This window comes from Streptomyces atratus (genome assembly GCF_040655115.1).
Lineage (GTDB): Bacteria > Actinomycetota > Actinomycetes > Streptomycetales > Streptomycetaceae > Streptomyces > Streptomyces atratus_D.
In genome coordinates, this window is record NZ_JBFAJH010000057.1 from 24441 (window position 1) to 41099 (window position 16659).

The 16659-nt window shown below is 70.3% G+C and carries 14 protein-coding genes and 1 pseudogene; 11 read left to right on the forward strand and 4 right to left on the reverse strand.

The window, feature by feature from the left end; genetic code table 11:
- Positions 1–15 precede the first annotated feature (15 nt).
- Both AB0I23_RS35405 and AB0I23_RS35410 read left to right on the forward strand, forming a co-directional pair.
- Positions 16–552 carry a sigma-70 family RNA polymerase sigma factor gene (locus AB0I23_RS35405; RefSeq protein WP_359115939.1) on the forward strand — a complete coding sequence of 179 codons (537 nt, stop codon included), beginning with the start codon at positions 16–18 and terminating at the stop codon, positions 550–552.
- 45 nt (positions 553–597) lie between these two features.
- Complete coding sequence (locus AB0I23_RS35410) at positions 598–1101, forward strand: GNAT family N-acetyltransferase (RefSeq protein WP_359115941.1); 504 nt, start codon at positions 598–600, stop codon at positions 1099–1101.
- Between the two features lie 14 nt (positions 1102–1115).
- On the opposite strand, the gene AB0I23_RS35415 is transcribed toward AB0I23_RS35410, so the two are convergent.
- Complete coding sequence (locus AB0I23_RS35415) at positions 1116–1544, reverse strand: hypothetical protein (protein WP_359115944.1); 429 nt, start codon at positions 1542–1544, stop codon at positions 1116–1118.
- A 1-nt stretch (position 1545) separates the two neighbouring features.
- A complete protein-coding gene (locus AB0I23_RS35420; RefSeq protein ID WP_359115946.1) occupies positions 1546–1905 on the reverse strand; it encodes a hypothetical protein in 360 nt (119 codons plus the stop codon).
- 627 nt (positions 1906–2532) lie between these two features.
- On the opposite strand from AB0I23_RS35420, the gene AB0I23_RS35425 reads away from it, so the two are divergent.
- The 8 genes from AB0I23_RS35425 to AB0I23_RS35460 all read left to right on the forward strand — a co-directional run bounded on the left by AB0I23_RS35425 (position 2533) and on the right by AB0I23_RS35460 (position 13435).
- Positions 2533–3612, forward strand: a complete 1080-nt coding sequence (locus AB0I23_RS35425) for a methionine ABC transporter ATP-binding protein (RefSeq protein WP_359115949.1) — start codon at positions 2533–2535, stop codon at positions 3610–3612.
- A complete protein-coding gene (locus AB0I23_RS35430; RefSeq protein ID WP_359115951.1) occupies positions 3609–4280 on the forward strand; it encodes a methionine ABC transporter permease in 672 nt (223 codons plus the stop codon). Before AB0I23_RS35425 ends, AB0I23_RS35430 begins: the two co-directional genes overlap by 4 nt.
- Positions 4281–4354: 74 nt before the next feature.
- A complete protein-coding gene (locus tag AB0I23_RS35435) occupies positions 4355–5221 on the forward strand; it encodes a MetQ/NlpA family ABC transporter substrate-binding protein (RefSeq protein ID WP_359115954.1) in 867 nt (288 codons plus the stop codon).
- 100 nt (positions 5222–5321) lie between these two features.
- Entirely contained in the window at positions 5322–5999 is a 678-nt protein-coding gene (locus AB0I23_RS35440) for a GNAT family N-acetyltransferase (RefSeq protein WP_359115956.1), read from the forward strand.
- A 104-nt stretch (positions 6000–6103) separates the two neighbouring features.
- Positions 6104–7318 (forward strand): precorrin-6y C5,15-methyltransferase (decarboxylating) subunit CbiE, encoded by a 1215-nt coding sequence (gene cbiE / locus AB0I23_RS35445; RefSeq protein ID WP_359115959.1) that lies wholly within the window; start codon positions 6104–6106, stop codon positions 7316–7318.
- Positions 7319–7652: 334 nt separating this feature from the next.
- Complete coding sequence (gene cobT, locus AB0I23_RS35450) at positions 7653–10976, forward strand: nicotinate-nucleotide--dimethylbenzimidazole phosphoribosyltransferase (protein WP_359115962.1); 3324 nt, start codon at positions 7653–7655, stop codon at positions 10974–10976.
- 238 nt (positions 10977–11214) lie between these two features.
- Positions 11215–12471 carry a uroporphyrinogen-III C-methyltransferase gene (gene cobA, locus AB0I23_RS35455; RefSeq protein ID WP_359115964.1) on the forward strand — a complete coding sequence of 419 codons (1257 nt, stop codon included), beginning with the start codon at positions 11215–11217 and terminating at the stop codon, positions 12469–12471.
- A gap of 64 nt (positions 12472–12535) precedes the next feature.
- Complete coding sequence (locus AB0I23_RS35460; RefSeq protein ID WP_359115966.1) at positions 12536–13435, forward strand: TrmH family RNA methyltransferase; 900 nt, start codon at positions 12536–12538, stop codon at positions 13433–13435.
- Here the strand turns inward: AB0I23_RS35460 and AB0I23_RS35465 are convergent.
- Positions 13322–13909, reverse strand: coding sequence for an MFS transporter (locus AB0I23_RS35465; protein WP_359115969.1), 588 nt, complete (start codon positions 13907–13909; stop codon positions 13322–13324). The two genes, AB0I23_RS35460 and AB0I23_RS35465, sit on opposite strands and share 114 nt — an antisense overlap.
- A 514-nt stretch (positions 13910–14423) precedes the next feature.
- Here AB0I23_RS35465 and AB0I23_RS35475 point away from each other — a divergent pair.
- A complete protein-coding gene (locus AB0I23_RS35475) occupies positions 14424–14951 on the forward strand; it encodes a ferredoxin (protein ID WP_359115972.1) in 528 nt (175 codons plus the stop codon).
- Positions 14952–15018: 67 nt separating this feature from the next.
- Here the strand turns inward: AB0I23_RS35475 and AB0I23_RS35480 are convergent.
- Positions 15019–16166, reverse strand: a pseudogene (locus tag AB0I23_RS35480) (IS110 family transposase).
- Positions 16167–16659 lie beyond the last annotated feature (493 nt).

Sequence of the window (16659 nt, forward strand, 5' to 3'; positions counted from 1 at the left end):
CGCGTCGGGTGAGGCATGACGCTTCCCGCAGACGCCCCGGCCGCCGTCGTGCACGCCCTGTACCCACTCGTCAGCGCCGAGGCGACGGCCGAGGCCGGCTGTGCGGCAGCGGGTGCGGCCGTCGAACCCGCTGATCTCGAACAGACCGTCTGGCTGCGGCTGCTGGAACTCCTCGCGGACCGGACACCGCCGGCCGACCCCGCCCGCTGGGTCCGCGACACCGTACGGGAGGAGGCGCGCCGCGCCCGCCGTACCGCGCGGCGCGAACGTCCGTACGCCGACGGGACCATCCCGGATCCGGCCGACTGCCCCGAGCGGTCCGCGGTCGGCGCCGACGAACGCCGCGCGCTGCACGCCGCGGTGGAGCGGCTGCCCGGACGGTGCGCGAGCCTGCTGGCGGCGATGCTCGCCCCGGGCGACTCCACGTATAAGGAAATCGCAGGGAAGTTGGGTATGTCACAAGGCAGTTTGGGGCCGGTCCGTTCCCGATGCCTTGGATGTCTGCGCAGAATGCTCGCGGCGGAGGTTGTCGTTCCTGAACCGCGGGGATAGGAGCAGGGGACAACCGGTGGACAGGTGAGCGGGAGGCATGCACACATGGGCATGAGTGTGATCATCTCGGCGGCGACCGCGGAGGACGCCGAACAGATACTGAAGCTCCAGTACCTCTGTTTTCAGAGCGAGGCGGAGCTCTACGGGAATTACCGCATCGACCCGCTGGTGCAGACCCTCGACTCGGTCCGTGACGAAGTGGCCGCGAACCTGGTGTTCGTGGCACGGCTCGGTGACGAAGTCGTCGGTTCGGTACGTGGATCCACCGATCCGGACGGCACCGGAGAAATAGGGAAGCTCTGTGTGCACCCCCGGCTCCAGAGGCACGGGCTCGGCGCCCGGCTGCTGAGCGCCGCGGAGTCCGCACTCGCCGACCAGAGGTCGGCCACCCGCTTCCGGCTGCACACCGGGCACCGCGGCGAGACCAATCTGCGGCTCTACCGGCGAGCGGGTTACGCACCCGTGGGCAGCGCCACCGGCCAGGACGGTGTCCGGCTGATCCTGTTGGAGAAGGACGCTGCCGCGAAGGCCTTCGTCGCCAGCGCCTAGCCAGAGCGCGGACGTTACGCGTTCTTCGCGCGACGCAGCCAGATCATCCCGGTGACCGGCAGGATCACCGGGATGAACAGGTAGTCCCTGCCGAGGTACGACCAGACGGTGGCGTCCGCGAAGGCGGACGGCTCGATCAGTGTCCACGTACCGACGATCAGTACGCCCGCGAGCTCGGCGGCGCAGCACACCAGCGCCGTCCTGCGCGCCTTCTCGCCACCGCGCACCAGCGAGTACGTGATGAAGCCGTACACCAGGGCGGCGACGGCCGACAGCACATAGGCGAGCGGCGCTCTGCCGAAGTCCAGGATCATCTGGACGATCGCGCGGGAGGCGGCGGCCACGGTGAACACTCCGTAGAACCAGACCAGGACGCGGCCGGGTCCGGTGCCCAACTGGAAGCCGGTCTTCTCGCGGGCGGCGCGGCGATCGGTGTCGGTCACGTCAGCTTCCCCAGATGTCGTAGAGCCGTACTTCCAGGACGGCCAGTACGACCGCACCCGCCGCCACCGTCACCGATCCCCAGCGGGTCCGCTCCGTCAGCGAGAGGAACCCCGCTGCGGGCACGGCCGCGAAGGCGCCGAGCAGATAACAGATGAAGATCGTCATGCCCTGCTCCGGCCGCTCGCCCCGGGCCAGCAGCACGATCCCCACCGCCAACTGGGCCAGCGCCAGCAGCGACACCGCGGCCATTCCGATGAAGTGCCAGTCCTTGGTCGGCTGGTCCCGGTAGGCGGCGAAACCGCACCAGGCGGCGAGGGCGAGCGCGGCCACGGCGACCGCGACCGTCAGGGCGACAAGCATGAGGCGAGGGTATTACGGACCGAACGGTGTCCTGTGTGCGCCCCCACGCCCGGACTGCCGGTGCGGACGCGCGTGAAGGTCCATGCCCGGGTGCTGCTTCCGACGCCGGCGATCAAGGCCGTGGCCTTGGCCACAACGCAGGACCGGTCCGGGCCGATCGCGGATGCGGCCCCATCGCCCAGCCGCCGTATCGGCGCAGGTCGCGGACGGTGCCGCCGGGATCACGGCCGTTCGACGCGGCGGTCCACGGACCGACCAGGGCTGTCCGCTATTCGGACAGGCGGACTGGGGGGAACGCGACGTCTGTTTTACTTGCCCCATGACCACGACGAGCAGCCGCATCCTTGCGACCGAGGCGATCACCGCGCCCGGTGCCCGTTGTATGTGTCGAATGCGCGCCTTCTGAGGGCCCCCGCCTGAGCCTCGCGCCCCGAAGCGAGACCGAGCCCCTGCCGTCCGCACCCAGCGGAACGAGCCTGCCCCCGCATGCGCTGCCACCGGTCACCTGCCGCCCGCAGCCCTGCCGAGACCCACGGGCCCGAACATCCGAGTCCGAACCGTCTCATCAGACGAACGCCCCGTGCCCGGCGGACACCGCGCCGTGCACTCGACAGTGACGGAAACCCTGTGATCACCACTACGGGCCTCACGAAGGTCTACCAGTCGCGCGGCCGTGAGGTCACCGCCCTGGACGGCGTCGACCTGCACGTCCGCGAGGGTGAGGTGTACGGCGTCATCGGACAGAGCGGCGCCGGTAAATCCTCTTTGATCCGCTGCATCAACCTGCTCGAACGCCCCACCTCCGGCACCGTTACCGTGGCCGGCCAGGACCTCACCGCCCTCGCGGGCCGAGGCCGCCGGGCCGGCAAGGAGCTGCGCGAGGCGCGCAGCCGTATCGGCATGGTCTTCCAGCACTTCAACCTGCTGGCCTCGCGCAACGTCCAGGACAACATCGAGCTGCCGCTGGAGATCCTCGGCGTCCAGGGCCGGGAGCGCACCCGCAAGGCCCTCGAACTCCTCGACCTGGTCGGCCTCGCCGACAAGGCGAAGGCGTACCCCGGCCAGCTCTCCGGCGGTCAGAAGCAGCGCGTCGGCATCGCCCGCGCCCTCGCCGGGGATCCCAAGGTGCTGCTCTCCGACGAGGCGACCTCCGCCCTCGACCCCGAGACCACCCGCTCCATCCTCCAGCTGCTGCGCGACCTCAATCAGCAGCTCGGCCTGACCGTCCTGCTGATCACGCACGAGATGGACGTCGTCAAGACGATCTGCGACTCGGCCGCGCTCATGCAGAAGGGCCGCATCGTCGAGTCCGGCACCGTCGGCGAACTGCTCGCCACCCCCGGCTCCGAACTGGCCCACGAGCTGTTCCCGGTCGGCGGTACGGCCTCCGGCCCCGACCGCACGGTCGTCGACGTCACCTTCCACGGTGAGGCGGCGTCCCAGCCGGTGATCTCCCAGCTTTCCCGTACGTACAACATCGACATCTCGATCCTGGGCGCCGCGATGGACACCGTCGGCGGCAACCAGATCGGCCGGATGCGGATCGAGCTGCCCGGCCGCTTCGAGGAGAACGTCGTACCCATCGGCTTCCTGCGCGAGCAGGGCCTGCAGGCCGAGGTCGTGGACACGGCCGCCGCCGGCAGCATCCCCGTGCAGACGCCCGCCCCGCTCACCCGGACCCCGCTCACCAAGGAGGTGGCCAAGTGACCTGGTCCGAAATGCAGCCGCTGCTGTCCCAGGGAACCGTCGACACCCTCTACATGGTGTTGTGGTCCGCGCTCGTCACGGTCCTCGTCGGACTGCCCCTCGGCGTGCTGCTGGTCCTCACCGACAAGGGTGGACTGCTCCGGAACACCGTGGTGAACAAGGTCATCGGCGTGATCGTGAACATCGGCCGCTCGCTGCCGTTCATCATCCTGCTGATCGCCCTGATCCCCTTCACCACCTGGGTCGTCGGCACCTTCATCGGCCCGACCGCGATGATCGTGCCGCTCGCCGTCGGCGCCGTCCCGTTCTTCGCCCGGCTCGTCGAGACGTCGATCCGTGAGGTCGACCACGGGCTCGTCGAGGCCGTCCAGTCGATGGGCGGATCCATCCCGACGATCGTCCGCAAGGTCCTGCTGCCCCAGGCACTCCCGTCGCTCGTCTCCGGGATCACCACCACCGTCATCGTGCTCATCGGGTACTCCGCGATGGCCGGCGCGGTCGGCGGCGAGGGGCTCGGATCCAAAGCTGTCACCTACGGATTCCAGCGCTTCGACAACCGGTTCATGCTCATCACCGTCGCGCTGCTCATCGTCATCGTGACCGCGGTCCAGCTCATCGGCGACATCGCCGTGCGCCTGCTGGCCCGCCGGGGCCGCACCGCCTCCTGAGACTTTCTCTCCGCTCGCAAGCCCGAACTCCTTGTCCGGGCGCACCACCTCACCACCAGAAAGAGGCACTTTTCGTGCGTAAGAACATCAAGATCACCGCAGCTGCCGCCGCCACCGCCGCCCTTGCCTTCGGCCTCACCGCCTGCGGTACGTCGTCCGACCCGGCCTCCAAGAGCGAGACCGGCGCCAAGGCCGACACCTCCAAGGCGCTCGTCGTCGCCGCGTCCCCGACGCCGCACGCCGACATCCTGAACTTCGTCAAGAAGAACCTGGCGGCCAAGGCGGGGCTCAAGCTCGAGGTCAAGGAGTTCACGGACTACGTCCTGCCGAACACCGCCACCGAGAACGGCCAGGTCGACGCCAACTTCTTCCAGCACCAGCCGTACCTTGACGACTTCAACAAGAAGAACAACACCCACATCGTCGCGGTCGCCAACGTGCACCTGGAGCCGCTCGGCCTCTACTCCAAGAAGGTCAAGGACCTCAAGGACATCAAGGCCGGCCAGACCATCGCCGTACCGAACGACACCACCAACGAGGGCCGCGCCCTCCAGCTCCTCGCCGCGAACGGCCTGATCACCGTCAAGGACGGCGTCGGCACCAACGCCAAGCTCAGCGACATCACGGACAAGAAGGGCCTGGAGTTCAAGGAGCTGGAGGCGGCGACCGTCCCCCGCGCCCTGAACGATGTCGACGCCGCCGTCATCAACGGCAACTACGCCATCGAGGCCAAGCTCAAGCCCGCCAAGGACGCCCTCGTGCTGGAGAAGGCCGACGGCAACCCGTACGCCAACATCCTCGCCGTGAAGGAGGGCAACGAGAAGGACGCCCGCGTCCAGAAGCTCGTCAAGCTCCTCCACTCCGACGAGGTCAAGAAGTTCATCGAGGACACCTACCAGGGCGCGGTCATCCCCGCGTTCGGTGCCCTCGGGAACTCCTGACCCCGTACCGCACCTGCGTGGCCGAGCCCCGCGCACCCCACCGGGTGCGCGGGGCTCCGCCGTGCGGACCCGGCCATGCACAAGGTCGGTCCGATGCTGCATGCTGTGCCTTTACACGGTCTTCGGCATGGAGCTGCGCATGACTTCCACCTTTCCGTCCATCTCCATCAGCACGGATCGGTTGGTGCTGCGCCCCTTCGACATGGCCGACGTCCCCGCGTACGTCGAGATGATGAACGACGAACTCGTCACCGCCTGGACCGAGGCACCCCACCCCTACACCCAGGTCGACGCCGAACGCTGGGTCCGCAGGATCGCTCCTGCCCAGCGAACGAGCGGTGACGGCATCGTCTTCGCCGTCACCGAATTCCTCACCCAGCGCCTCGTCGGCTCGATGCGGCTGCAGAACACCGACTGGCGCACCCGCGCCACCGAGGCCGCCTACATCACGGCACCCTGGGCCCGCGGCGAGGGATACGCCACCGAGTCCGTCCTGGCCGTCGCCCAGTGGCTCTTCCGCGACCAGGGCTTCGAACGCATCGAACTGCGCACCGCCGCCGACAACACCGCCTCCCAGCAGGTCGCCCAGAAGCTCGGCTGCATCAGCGAGGGCATCCTGCGCAACGCCCGGATAGCGCGCACTCAGACCGAGGACGGCGGCTGGACCGACATCAGGACCGACCTGATCGTCTGGGGCCTGCTCCCCGAGGACCTCGACGGAGTCGCCGAGCAGTTGGCCGACGCGGGCGGCTACGGCACCCACAGCGACTGGAACTGACGCCGGGTACCACTGGTCCGGACCGCGCAGCGACCGGATACTCTCACCCTGCCCGCCCTCTCGCGGGCAGCCCGCCTGCGACAACTCCAGGAGACTGACGACAGATGGCCGACCGGGTCACGGTGATCGGCTGGGACGGCTCGCCACTGACCGCGGTGGCCACGGCCGCGCTCTCGGCCGCCACCCTCGTCGCGGGCGCCGCCCACCACCTCGCTCTCCCCGAAGTCCCGGCAGCCGCCGAGCGGATCCGTCTCGGCTCCATCGACCTGGCAGCCCGCAGGATCGCCGGCCACCGCGGCAGCGCCGTGGTCCTCGCCGACGGCGACCCCGGCTTCTTCGGGGTCGTACGCAACCTCCGCGCACCCGAACACGGCCTGGAGGTCGAAGTCGTGCCCGCCGTGTCGGCCGTGGCCACCGCGTTCGCCCGCGCCGGCATGCCCTGGGAGGACGCCCAGATCGTCGTCGCCCACCCCCGCACCCTGCGCCGCGCCGTCAACGTCTGCCGCGCCCACCACAAGGTCGCCGTCCTCACCTCGCCCGGTGCGGGCCCCGCCGAACTCGCCCTGCTCCTCGACGGAGTCCACCGCACCTTCGTCATCTGCGAGGAACTCGGCACCGCACGCGAACAGGTCACCGTCCTCACCTCCGACAAGGCCGCCGATCACGTCTGGCGCGACCCGAACGTGGTGATCGTCATCGGCGGCGGACCCGAACAGCAGACCGTCGGCGCCTGGATCTCGGGCCGCCACCCGCACGGCGTACGGGGCTGGGCGCTGCCCTCCGACGCCTACCCGGACAGGGCCACCGCCCCCGAGGGCGAGTCCCCGGGGCTGCGCGCCGCCCAACTCGCCCGCCTCGGCCCGCGTACCGGTGACCTCGTCTGGGACGTCGGCTCCGGCAGCGGTGCCCTCTCCGTGGAGGCCGCGCGGTTCGGTGCGGCGGTCCTGGCGGTCGACAGCGACCCGGACGCCTGCGCCCGGACGGCCGCCGCCGCCCGGGCCTTCGGCGTACAGCTCCAGGTCGTCCAGGGCCGCGCACCCCATGTGCTGGAACGGCTGCCCGAGCCGGATGTCGTACGGATCGGGGGCGGCGGCGTCCCCGTCGTCACCGCCGTCGCCGACCGCCGGCCCGAACGGATCGTCACCCATGCCTCGACCCGTGACGAGGCCGAAGCACTCGGGGCCGCACTCACCGAGAACGGATACACGGTCGGGTGCGCACTCCTCCAGTCCGTCGAACTCGACACGTCCGCATGGTCGGAGCGCGAACGCTCGGTCGTGTTTCTGCTCTCGGCGGTGCGATCGGACCTTGCCCCCTGACCGGGTCGGCTTACTGCGCGAGGTAGGCTGGCCGATCGTTGCACCGCACCTGGACGTTCGTCGGTTCGTTCGTCAATGTCCGGAAAAGGGGACCGTTTTGGGCCTCGTTGTGGTACGGCAAACTCCGGGGGACGCGCAACGTGGCGCAGCCCACAGCGAGCCGTGGCAGAACTACCTGCCGCGGCGGCGAACGGCCGCGAGAATGATGTACGTCCGCGTCCGATTCGTGCCGCGCGGCGAGCCCGCTCGTTCTTCATGACGAGCACCGGCGTGCCGTGTTCGGGCGTCCCGGGCGAAGGGCCGAAGGAGCACTGACGATGGGCGAGGGGTACGCATGAGTGACACCGGCCAGATCCCGGGCGAGGGACTGCCGGAGAACGCAGGCATGGTGGAGCAGCCGGGCGTCCCCGCCCCGGGTGCGTACACCTTCCTCGATCCCTCCGAGCATGCGTCCGAGGACGACGATCTCCTGCTGATGCCGAGCCCGCAGGGCGCCTGGAGCGACCAGCAGGTGGCCCCGGCCCCCGGTCAGCCGGCGGACGGCGGGGCCGTGCAGGCCCAGGCGCCCGTGGTCGAGCAGGCCGCCTACCGGGAGCAGCCGCAGGGTCGGCCCGCCATGCAGGCCGTACAGGCCCAGGGGCCCGTGCAGGTCCAGACGCCGGACCCCGCTGTGTACGCCGTGCAGCAGGCGGTGGCCGGGGCGATGTCTGTGACCGGGCAGGGTACGCACGAGTCCGGCGGCCGCGACTCGGGCGCCGTCGATCTCAATGGCGTACGTATGCCGGCACAGGTCCCCGTTCCCGCACAGGCTGCGGTGGCGCAGGGCGCGGCACCCGTACGCCGACCGCTGCACCGCGGTCCGGCCTCGGGCGAGTCGACGCCGTCGTACGGCGGGACGCCGACCGGCGGAGTGGTCCGTTCGCTCGCCGACCGCGGACCCGCGGGCGCGCCGCAGACCCCGGTGCCCACACGGCACGCGGGACCGCCCACCACCGGTCCCGAGTACTTCGACCAGCCGGGCGCCGAAGCGGCTGTACTGCCGGGCCCGCAGCTCGGCGAGATCCCGCCGCAGGGCGGGAGTCCGTGGGCGGCCCACGCACCGGAGCAGGTCGCGGCGCCCGTGGCCGCGGAATCCGTCGCAGAAACGGTCGTTCCGGAGTTCGTCGAGCCCGCCCCGGTCGCCGAACCGACTGCAGAGCCGGTGGCCGAGCAGGCCGCCGTGACGGCTGCGGCCGAGGTTCCGGTCGAGCAGTCCGTGGAGGCTCCCGCTCAGGTGGAGACGCCGGTGGAAGCAGCGACCGCGGGCCAGTTCGTGCCCGTGCAGGGGTCGGTGCCGACCACCCCGCATCTGGCCCCGACGCCGGTCGCGGAGCCGGTCGCGGCATTCGAGCCCGCACCCGAGCCCCAGCCCGAGCGCGTGGCGAGCGCCGTCGAGTCCGCACCCGCTCCGGTCATCGAGACCCCCGGGACCACCGAGACCCCCGGGACCACCGAGACCGTCCACCCGGTCGAGGCGGTCGACGCACCGGCGCCCGAGCCGGTCGCTGTCCCCGAGCCGGTCGCTGTCCCCGAGCCGGCTGTGGTCCCCGAGCCGGCCGTGGTCTCCGAGCCGACCGTCGTCCCCGAGCCGGCCGCCGCTGCGGAGAAACCCGCCCCCGTACCCGTCCTCGTGGCCGAGGCCGCGCCCGCGACGGTGACCGCTCCCGAATCGGAGCCCGAAGCCGGCCCCGAGGTCATCGAGACCCCGGACCTCACGGCCCCCGTGGCCCCCGCAGTGGCCGCCGAGTCCGCAGAGGTCTCCGGGCACACGGAGTCGGCGGACACGGAGCCCGACGCGGACCAGCGGCCCGTCGAACCGGTCCGGGCCCCCGCCGCGGCAGAGCCCGAGACCGTGGAGGCCGCCGCGGAGACCTCGGCTCCCGCCTCCGCACCCGCCCCCGGTTACGACGACGCCGAGCGCGAAGCCGTGCTCCGCGTGATGCGCGAACGCCGCGACATCCGCAACGGCTTCCGCAGCGACCCCATCCCGCACGAGGTACTGCTCCGCGTTCTCGAAGCGGCGCACACGGCGCCCAGCGTCGGCCACTCGCAGCCCTGGGACTTCGTCGTCATCCGGTCCGCGGAGACCCGCCGCTCCATGCACGAACTGGCGCAGCGTCAGCGCGACGCCTACGCCAAGTCGCTGCCCAAGGGCCGGGCCAAGCAGTTCAAGGAACTGAAGATCGAGGCGATCCTCGACACCCCGGTCAACATCGTCGTCACCGCCGACCCCACCCGCGGCGGCCGCCACACGCTCGGCCGGCACACCCAGCCGCAGATGGCCCCGTACTCCTCGGCCCTCGCCGTCGAGAACCTGTGGCTCGCCGCCCGCGCGGAGGGCCTCGGCGTCGGCTGGGTCAGCTTCTTCGACGAGCGCGAGATGGTCCGCGCCCTGGGCCTGCCCGAGCACTTGGAAGTCGTCGCCTATCTCTGTGTCGGATATGTCGACGAGTTCCCCGAGGAGCCCGAACTGATGCAGGCGGGCTGGTCCAAGCGCCGCCCGCTGTCCTGGGTCGTCCACGAGGAGACGTACGGCCGCCGCGCCCTGCCCGGCGAGGAACCGCACGACCTGCTGCAGGAGACCATCTCCAACATCCGCCCGCTGGACGCCAAGGCGCTCGGCGAGGCCTGGGAACGCCAGAAGCGGATGACCAAGCCGGCCGGTGCGCTCGGCATGCTGGAGATCATCTCCGCACAGCTCTCGGGTCTGTCCCGGATGTGCCCGCCGCCCATCCCGGAGCCCGCGGCCGTCGCGATCTTCGCAGGGGACCACGGGGTGCACGCCCAGGGCGTCACCGCGTGGCCGCAGGAGGTCACCGGCCAGATGGTCGCCAACTTCCTCGGCGGCGGCGCGGTCTGCAACGCGTTCGCGTCCCAGGTCGGCGCCGAAGTGTGCGTGGTCGACGTCGGCGTCGCCACGGAGCTGCCCGCGACACCCGGCCTGCTGCCCCGCAAGGTGCGCGCCGGCACGGCCGACTTCACCACCGGACCCGCCCTCACCCGTGAGGAGGTCCTCTCGGCCATCGAGGTCGGCATCGAGACCGCCCGCGACCTGGTCGCGGCGGGCAACAAGGGCCTGCTCACCGGCGAGATGGGCATCGCCAACACCACCGCGTCCGCCGCACTGATCTGCGTGTACACCGGCATGGACCCGGCCGAGGTGACCGGTCGCGGCACCGGCATCAACGACGAGATGCACGCCCGCAAGGTCGACGTGGTCCGCCGGGCCCTCGAACTGCACCAGCCCGACCCGGCCGACCCGATCGGTGTACTGGCCGCGGTCGGCGGCCTGGAGCACGCCGCGATGGCGGGCTTCCTGCTCGGCGGCGCCTCACTCCGCACGCCCGTCATCCTGGACGGCGTGAGCGCGGGCGCCGCGGCCCTGGTGGCCCGGGCGATCGCCCCCGAGGCCCTCGCCGCATGCATCGCCGGCCACCGCAGTGCCGAGCCCGGCCACGTAGCCGCGCTCAACAAGCTGGGTCTGCGCCCGCTGGTCGACCTCGACCTGCGCCTCGGCGAAGGAACGGGCGCGCTGCTGGCGCTTCCGATCGTCCAGAGCGCGGCGAGGGCGATGCACGAGGTGGCGACGTTCGACTCGGCAGGCGTCTCCGAGAAGTAGCGCGCGGACACGGTCGGCCCGGCCCGCGCCCCGGGCGCGGGTCCGGGGCGGAACCACGGTTCCGGGCAGGGGCGGGCAGGGGGCAGCTCCGTGCAGCGGCCCCCACCCGCCCCACCGGCCCGCCCCGCGCCCCGACGCACCCCGTATCGTGGACCCACGCGCCACAAAGCCGCACGTCACAGCCGCTCCACCGCCGCAGCGGCCCGCACCCCGCATTGCACGAGGAGCACGCACCGCCATGGCCGAGCACGCCGATCACCCCGCGTACCCCGTCGGACTGCGCCTGAGCGGGCGCCGCGTCGTCGTCGTCGGCGGCGGCCAGGTCGCGCAGCGCCGCCTCCCCGCGCTCATCGCGGCGGGTGCCGACATCACCCTCGTATCGCCGTCCGCGACCCCGTCCGTCGAGGCGATGGCCGACGCCGGTGAGATCCGCTGGGAGCGCCGCCGGTACGAGGACGGGGACCTGACCGACACCTGGTACGCGCTCATCGCCTCCGACGACGCCGCCGCGAACGACGCCGCGTCCGCCGAGGCCGAGCGCACCCGCACCTGGTGCGTGCGCAGCGACAACGCCGACGTGGCCACCGCCTGGACCCCGGCCACCGGCCGCAGCGAGGGCGTGACCGTCGCCGTCCTCTCCACGGACGCCCAGGGCCGCGACCCACGCCACTCCGCCGCCGTCCGCGACGCCATCGTCGAGGGCCTGCGCGACGGCACGCTCGCCGCCCCGCACCACCGCACCCGGCCCGCCCCCGGTGTCTCCCTGGTCGGTGGCGGACCCGGTGACCCCGACCTGATCACCGTGCGCGGCCGTCGCCTCCTTGCCGAGGCCGATGTCGTCATCGCCGACCGGCTCGGTCCGCGTGACCTGCTCGACGAACTGCCGCCGCACGTCGAGGTGATCGACGCGGCGAAGATCCCGTACGGCCGCTTCATGGCGCAGGAGGCGATCAACCAGGCGCTCATCGAGCACGCCAAGGCGGGCAAGGCCGTCGTCCGGCTCAAGGGAGGCGACCCGTTCGTCTTCGGCCGGGGCATGGAGGAGGCGCAGGCGCTCGCCGCCGAGGGCATCCCGTGCACCGTCGTCCCCGGCATCTCCAGCTCGATCTCCGTACCCGGCGCGGCCGGAATCCCCGTCACCCACCGCGGGGTCGCCCATGAGTTCACCGTCGTCAGCGGTCATGTCGCCCCCGACGACGAGCGTTCACTGGTCGACTGGGCGGCGCTCGCACGGCTGCGCGGCACCCTCGTGCTGCTGATGGCCGTCGACAAGATCGGCGCCATTGCCGAGGCCCTCATCGCCCACGGCAAGTCCCCGGACACCCCGGTCGCCCTGGTCCAGGAGGGCACCACGGCATCCCAGCGCCGCGTCGACGCGACCCTCGCGACCGTCGGCGAACGAGCCGTCGCCGAAGAGGTACGGCCCCCGGCCGTGATCGTCATCGGCGACGTCGTCGCGGTCGGTACGGACACCGGCCCGAACCCCGCCGAGTAACCAGCGGTAACGGATCTTTTTCCAATCCGTTGGCACCACACACCGGACAAGGCAGTATCAACCTGTGGCAGATCTCATCACCGTCGACGACCCCGACGACCCCCGCCTGCGCGACTACACGGGCCTGACCGACGTCGAACTCCGACGCAGGCGGGAGCCGGCCGAAGGCCTCTTCATCGCCGAGGGCGAGAAGGTGATCAGACGCGCCCGGCACGCAGGGTACGAGATGCGGTCCATGCTGCTCTCGGCGAAGTGGGTCGATGTCATGCGCGACGTCATCGACGAGGTCCCGGCCCCCGTGTACGCGGTCAGCCCGGAGCTCGCCGAACGCGTCACCGGCTACCACGTGCACCGCGGCGCGCTCGCCTCCATTCAGCGCAAGCCGCTGCCGACGGCCGAGGAGCTGCTGGCGACGACCCGCCGCGTCGTCGTCATGGAGGCGGTCAACGACCACACCAACATCGGCGCGGTGTTGCCTTTGGGTCTACAAGAGCGTGCTGGTCAATGTCGTATTGCGATCTTCGAGGATATCGTTGATCACGCCAATCTGGGTGCGGCCTTCCGCAGTGCGGCGGCTTTGGGAGTGGATGCCGTATTCCTCACCCCGCGTTGTGCCGACCCCCTTTACAGGCGGGCCGTGAAGGTGTCCATGGGGGCTGTCCTCGCGGTCCCGTACGCCAGGTTTGAGTCATGGCCGCGTGACGCCGATGTCGTCCGGAAGGACGGCTTCGTGCTTGCGGCCCTCTGCCTCTCGGGAAGGTCCATTACTCTCGACGAGCTCGCCGGTCGCCGTTACGAGAAGCTTGCGCTGATGTTGGGCACGGAGGGGGAGGGGTTGTCGGCCGGAGCGCTACTGGCTGCCGACGAGCATGTACGCATCCCGATGGATGCCGGTGTCGACTCCCTGAACGTGGCCGCTGCCTCGGCTGTCGCCTTCTATGCCACCCGGCCGACCGAGGTATGACTGACCCCGGATGATGAGGATCAAGAGCCTGCCTGATGCGGCGTTCCGAGGTGCTGGACAGCGGCGGGACAGCAGGCATCCAGTCAGCGCGGCGGCGAGGCCGGCCAGCCCGGCCGCCGCGAAGCCGCCCGCTGGCACGGAGAGGTCGATTGCCACCCCGACGATCGGGGATCCGAGCGCGAAACCCGCACTCTGCGCCGAGGATTGCAGACCTGTCGCCTCACCCCGCACGCTGGCCGGCGCCAGTCGGCTCACCGCGTCGGCCACCGCGGAAAGGGTCGGCGCGGTGAGAAACCCGGTGCCGACAACGGCCACGCACAACCAGGGCCAGTCGTGGGCAAGCCCTGCGGGAATCGTCACGAGCCCGAGCTCCGGTGAACTTGCCGAGCCCGACCAGGCGTTCAACGCCGTGATCCGAGCAGTCCACGCCGTCCACGCTGTCGCCGAACGTGCCAACGCCCTGCTGAAGGTCACTTTCAAGGCCCTGAGCAGGGTCAGTCTCGACCCCGCGGCCATCACCCGGATCGCCCGAGCTGCCCTCGTCCTGCTCCAGCTCGAACACGGTCGCCGACCGCGCGCTGAGCTGGGGACTGGTCGATGAGCTGAGCCCGGTCGACCCACCCCGCATCTGAGCCGCAGCCGCGGCTCGCTCGCAGGCCGTATACCACCTGTGTGACGTGGTGCTTGCAGAACCCGACGAGACCGGTGAACATCCCCAGTTGTGGGTCTGTACGTCAACGGTGTGTCTTCGAGTAGGAGGTGACACCTGATGGCAGGCGTGACCGTGTCGGCTGGGCCGTGGAGGAAGTACAGCCTGCGGGGCTGAAGCCGGAGGCTCCGGACGATCAGCTGATCAGCCATCTGGTTGACAGACATCCCATGAGCTGGCGTGTCAAACAGCAAGTGCGTGGGCCCGGCGGGACCAGGCGGTCGCCCCGTCGCACGGCTGCCGGTCGCTCAGCTCGAACGGATGCCCTAGCCTCGGCAGGTGACGCTCTACTTCGATCCCCTGGCAATCCTCGGCAACGACCGCGAGGCCTTTCGGGGCCGTTGGGAGGACCGGCTGTGGCTCAACGTTCCCGGGCCCTTCTACGGCGGGGAGACCGACACCTGCTGGACGGGACGGCTTTCAGCGCCCGCCCACGTTCTCTACGGGGGCGAGTACCTCAGCGAGTACGTCTATCGCCAGCCCAGGACGTCTGCGGACACCGCCCTGCTGGTCGAAGCTGCAGACAGCGACCCGTTCCTCGGGTACGGCTGTGACGGCGACTCGCGATGGACGCCGGATACGGTCCGGGAGTGGTGGCGCAACCGCGGCCAGGTCGTGCAGTACCTGTCCGACCAGCGGAGCACGTGGGATGAGAGCGATGCCGCAGCGCGCCAGAACGTGGCCGCCGCCGTCCGCGACTTCGAGTCCTACATCGCCGCAGGGCTGGCATCTGACCTACGGATCTACCTCTACTGGCTGGAGGAGCGACAGTCTCCCGTCCCCGATGACCTGTTGCCCGAGCTGTAGCCGAGGGCACTTCGCGGCAACACGGCCACCGATCCAAGAGGATCGGCCCTTCCCATGAGCTGGAGCGTCAAGCGGCGAGTGCGTGGGCTCGGTGGGACCAGGCGATCGCCTCGTCGTACGGCGTACCGGTTTTGAGGCAGCCATGCAGGATGCCGACGAGCCGGTTGGCGAGTTGGCGTAGGGCGGCGTTGAACTCGATACCGCCGACCCGTTGCTGCTCGTAGTAGGCCCTGGCGCCGGAGGAGACCCGTAGCGCGGAGAAGGCCTGGGCGATCAGGGCGTCGATGAGCCGGTCGTTGCGGACGAACCGCGCGGTCACGACCTTCTTCTTACCGGAGGCGCGGGTGATCGGGCTGGTGCCGGCGTAGTTCTTGCGGGCCTTGGCACTGGCGTACCGGTGAGGGTCGTCGCCGAATTCTGCGAGCACCCGGGCGAAGTAATCCTCGACCTGCCCGTGCAAGAAGTTGACCTGCTGACCAGCATCGCGATGAGCACGCGTACGGAGGCGGCGTAGGTCGCAGTGACAACGGCGGGCTTGCCCAGGTGCTTGGCGCGCAGTACGGCTTGGATCTTGGTGGTCTTGTCGGGGATGTTGCGTCGGCGGGCGCGCTTGAGGGCGGCGCTGATCTGCGTGGTCGTCAGCTTCGCAGCGGCTACAGGATCAGGTGCCTTGGCCAGCAGTTCCAGGGTGTCGGGGGCGTCCACGTCCTCGAACGCCTCCAGGGCGGCGGGGAAGTAGTCGAGCAGGGCGTGCCGCAGCCGCTGTGTGGTGCGAGTACGTTCCCAGATCAGGGTCTTATGCGTGCGCGTCACCACTTTGACCGCTTCGGCGTCAGCGGTGTCCCCGGAGATCGGGCGGAGCTGGTGGGAGTCTGTGCGCACCATGTCAGCGAGCATGTGCGCGTCGGCCCCGTCGCTCTTGGCTCCTGACACCGCCAGGCGTTGCCTGCACAGGGAAGCCTGCAGTGGGTTGACCGCGTACACCGTGTAGCCAGCGGCGACGAGTGCCTGCACCGACGGACCGCGATCAGTCTCGATCCCGATCACCACGGCGGCCTCGCTGTTCTCGCCGAGCTCTGCACCGATCATCGCGTGCAGCCGTTCGATGCCGGCCACGCCCTCCGGCAGCCGGGCCTTGGACACCCGGTGGCCTGCGGCGTCCATCAACTCGACGTCGTGGTGGTCCTGGGCCCAGTCATCCACAAGGAACAGCAACTTGTCCTCCGTCATTGACCTCGATCGGCAGTAGCCCGCAGGAGAACCATCAGCGACCTAATAAGGCTGTGCTCACGCCACAACTGGGCGGGCACGGCATGCCATCAGCGATTTCGCTCCTGGCCGACCGGCAGGGGCACGATCTGTCAACAGGACTCGATGTCCAGGGAAAAGAGAGTGCTCACCTGCTGGCGGCTACCAGGCGCCGAGTCTGCCGGATGGAGCCTCGGTAGGACTTATTAGGGCCAAGGCGGGTGGGATCAAGCCGACCGGCGAGGGCGGGCTGCTGCAGCAGCTGACGGAGAAGGCCTCGAGCCGCTGACCGCCGCAGTCTGGCCCAACGACCACACCGGCCCGACCGTCTTTCGCTCACTGACCGCCTACGATCACCAACCACAGACATTGATACTCGTAAGTGGGTTCCGGTGGTCGTGGCTCCACCACTGACTGACGCCCTGCTGGGCTGTCCTCCGGTTGTTCTGTCCGGCTTCCG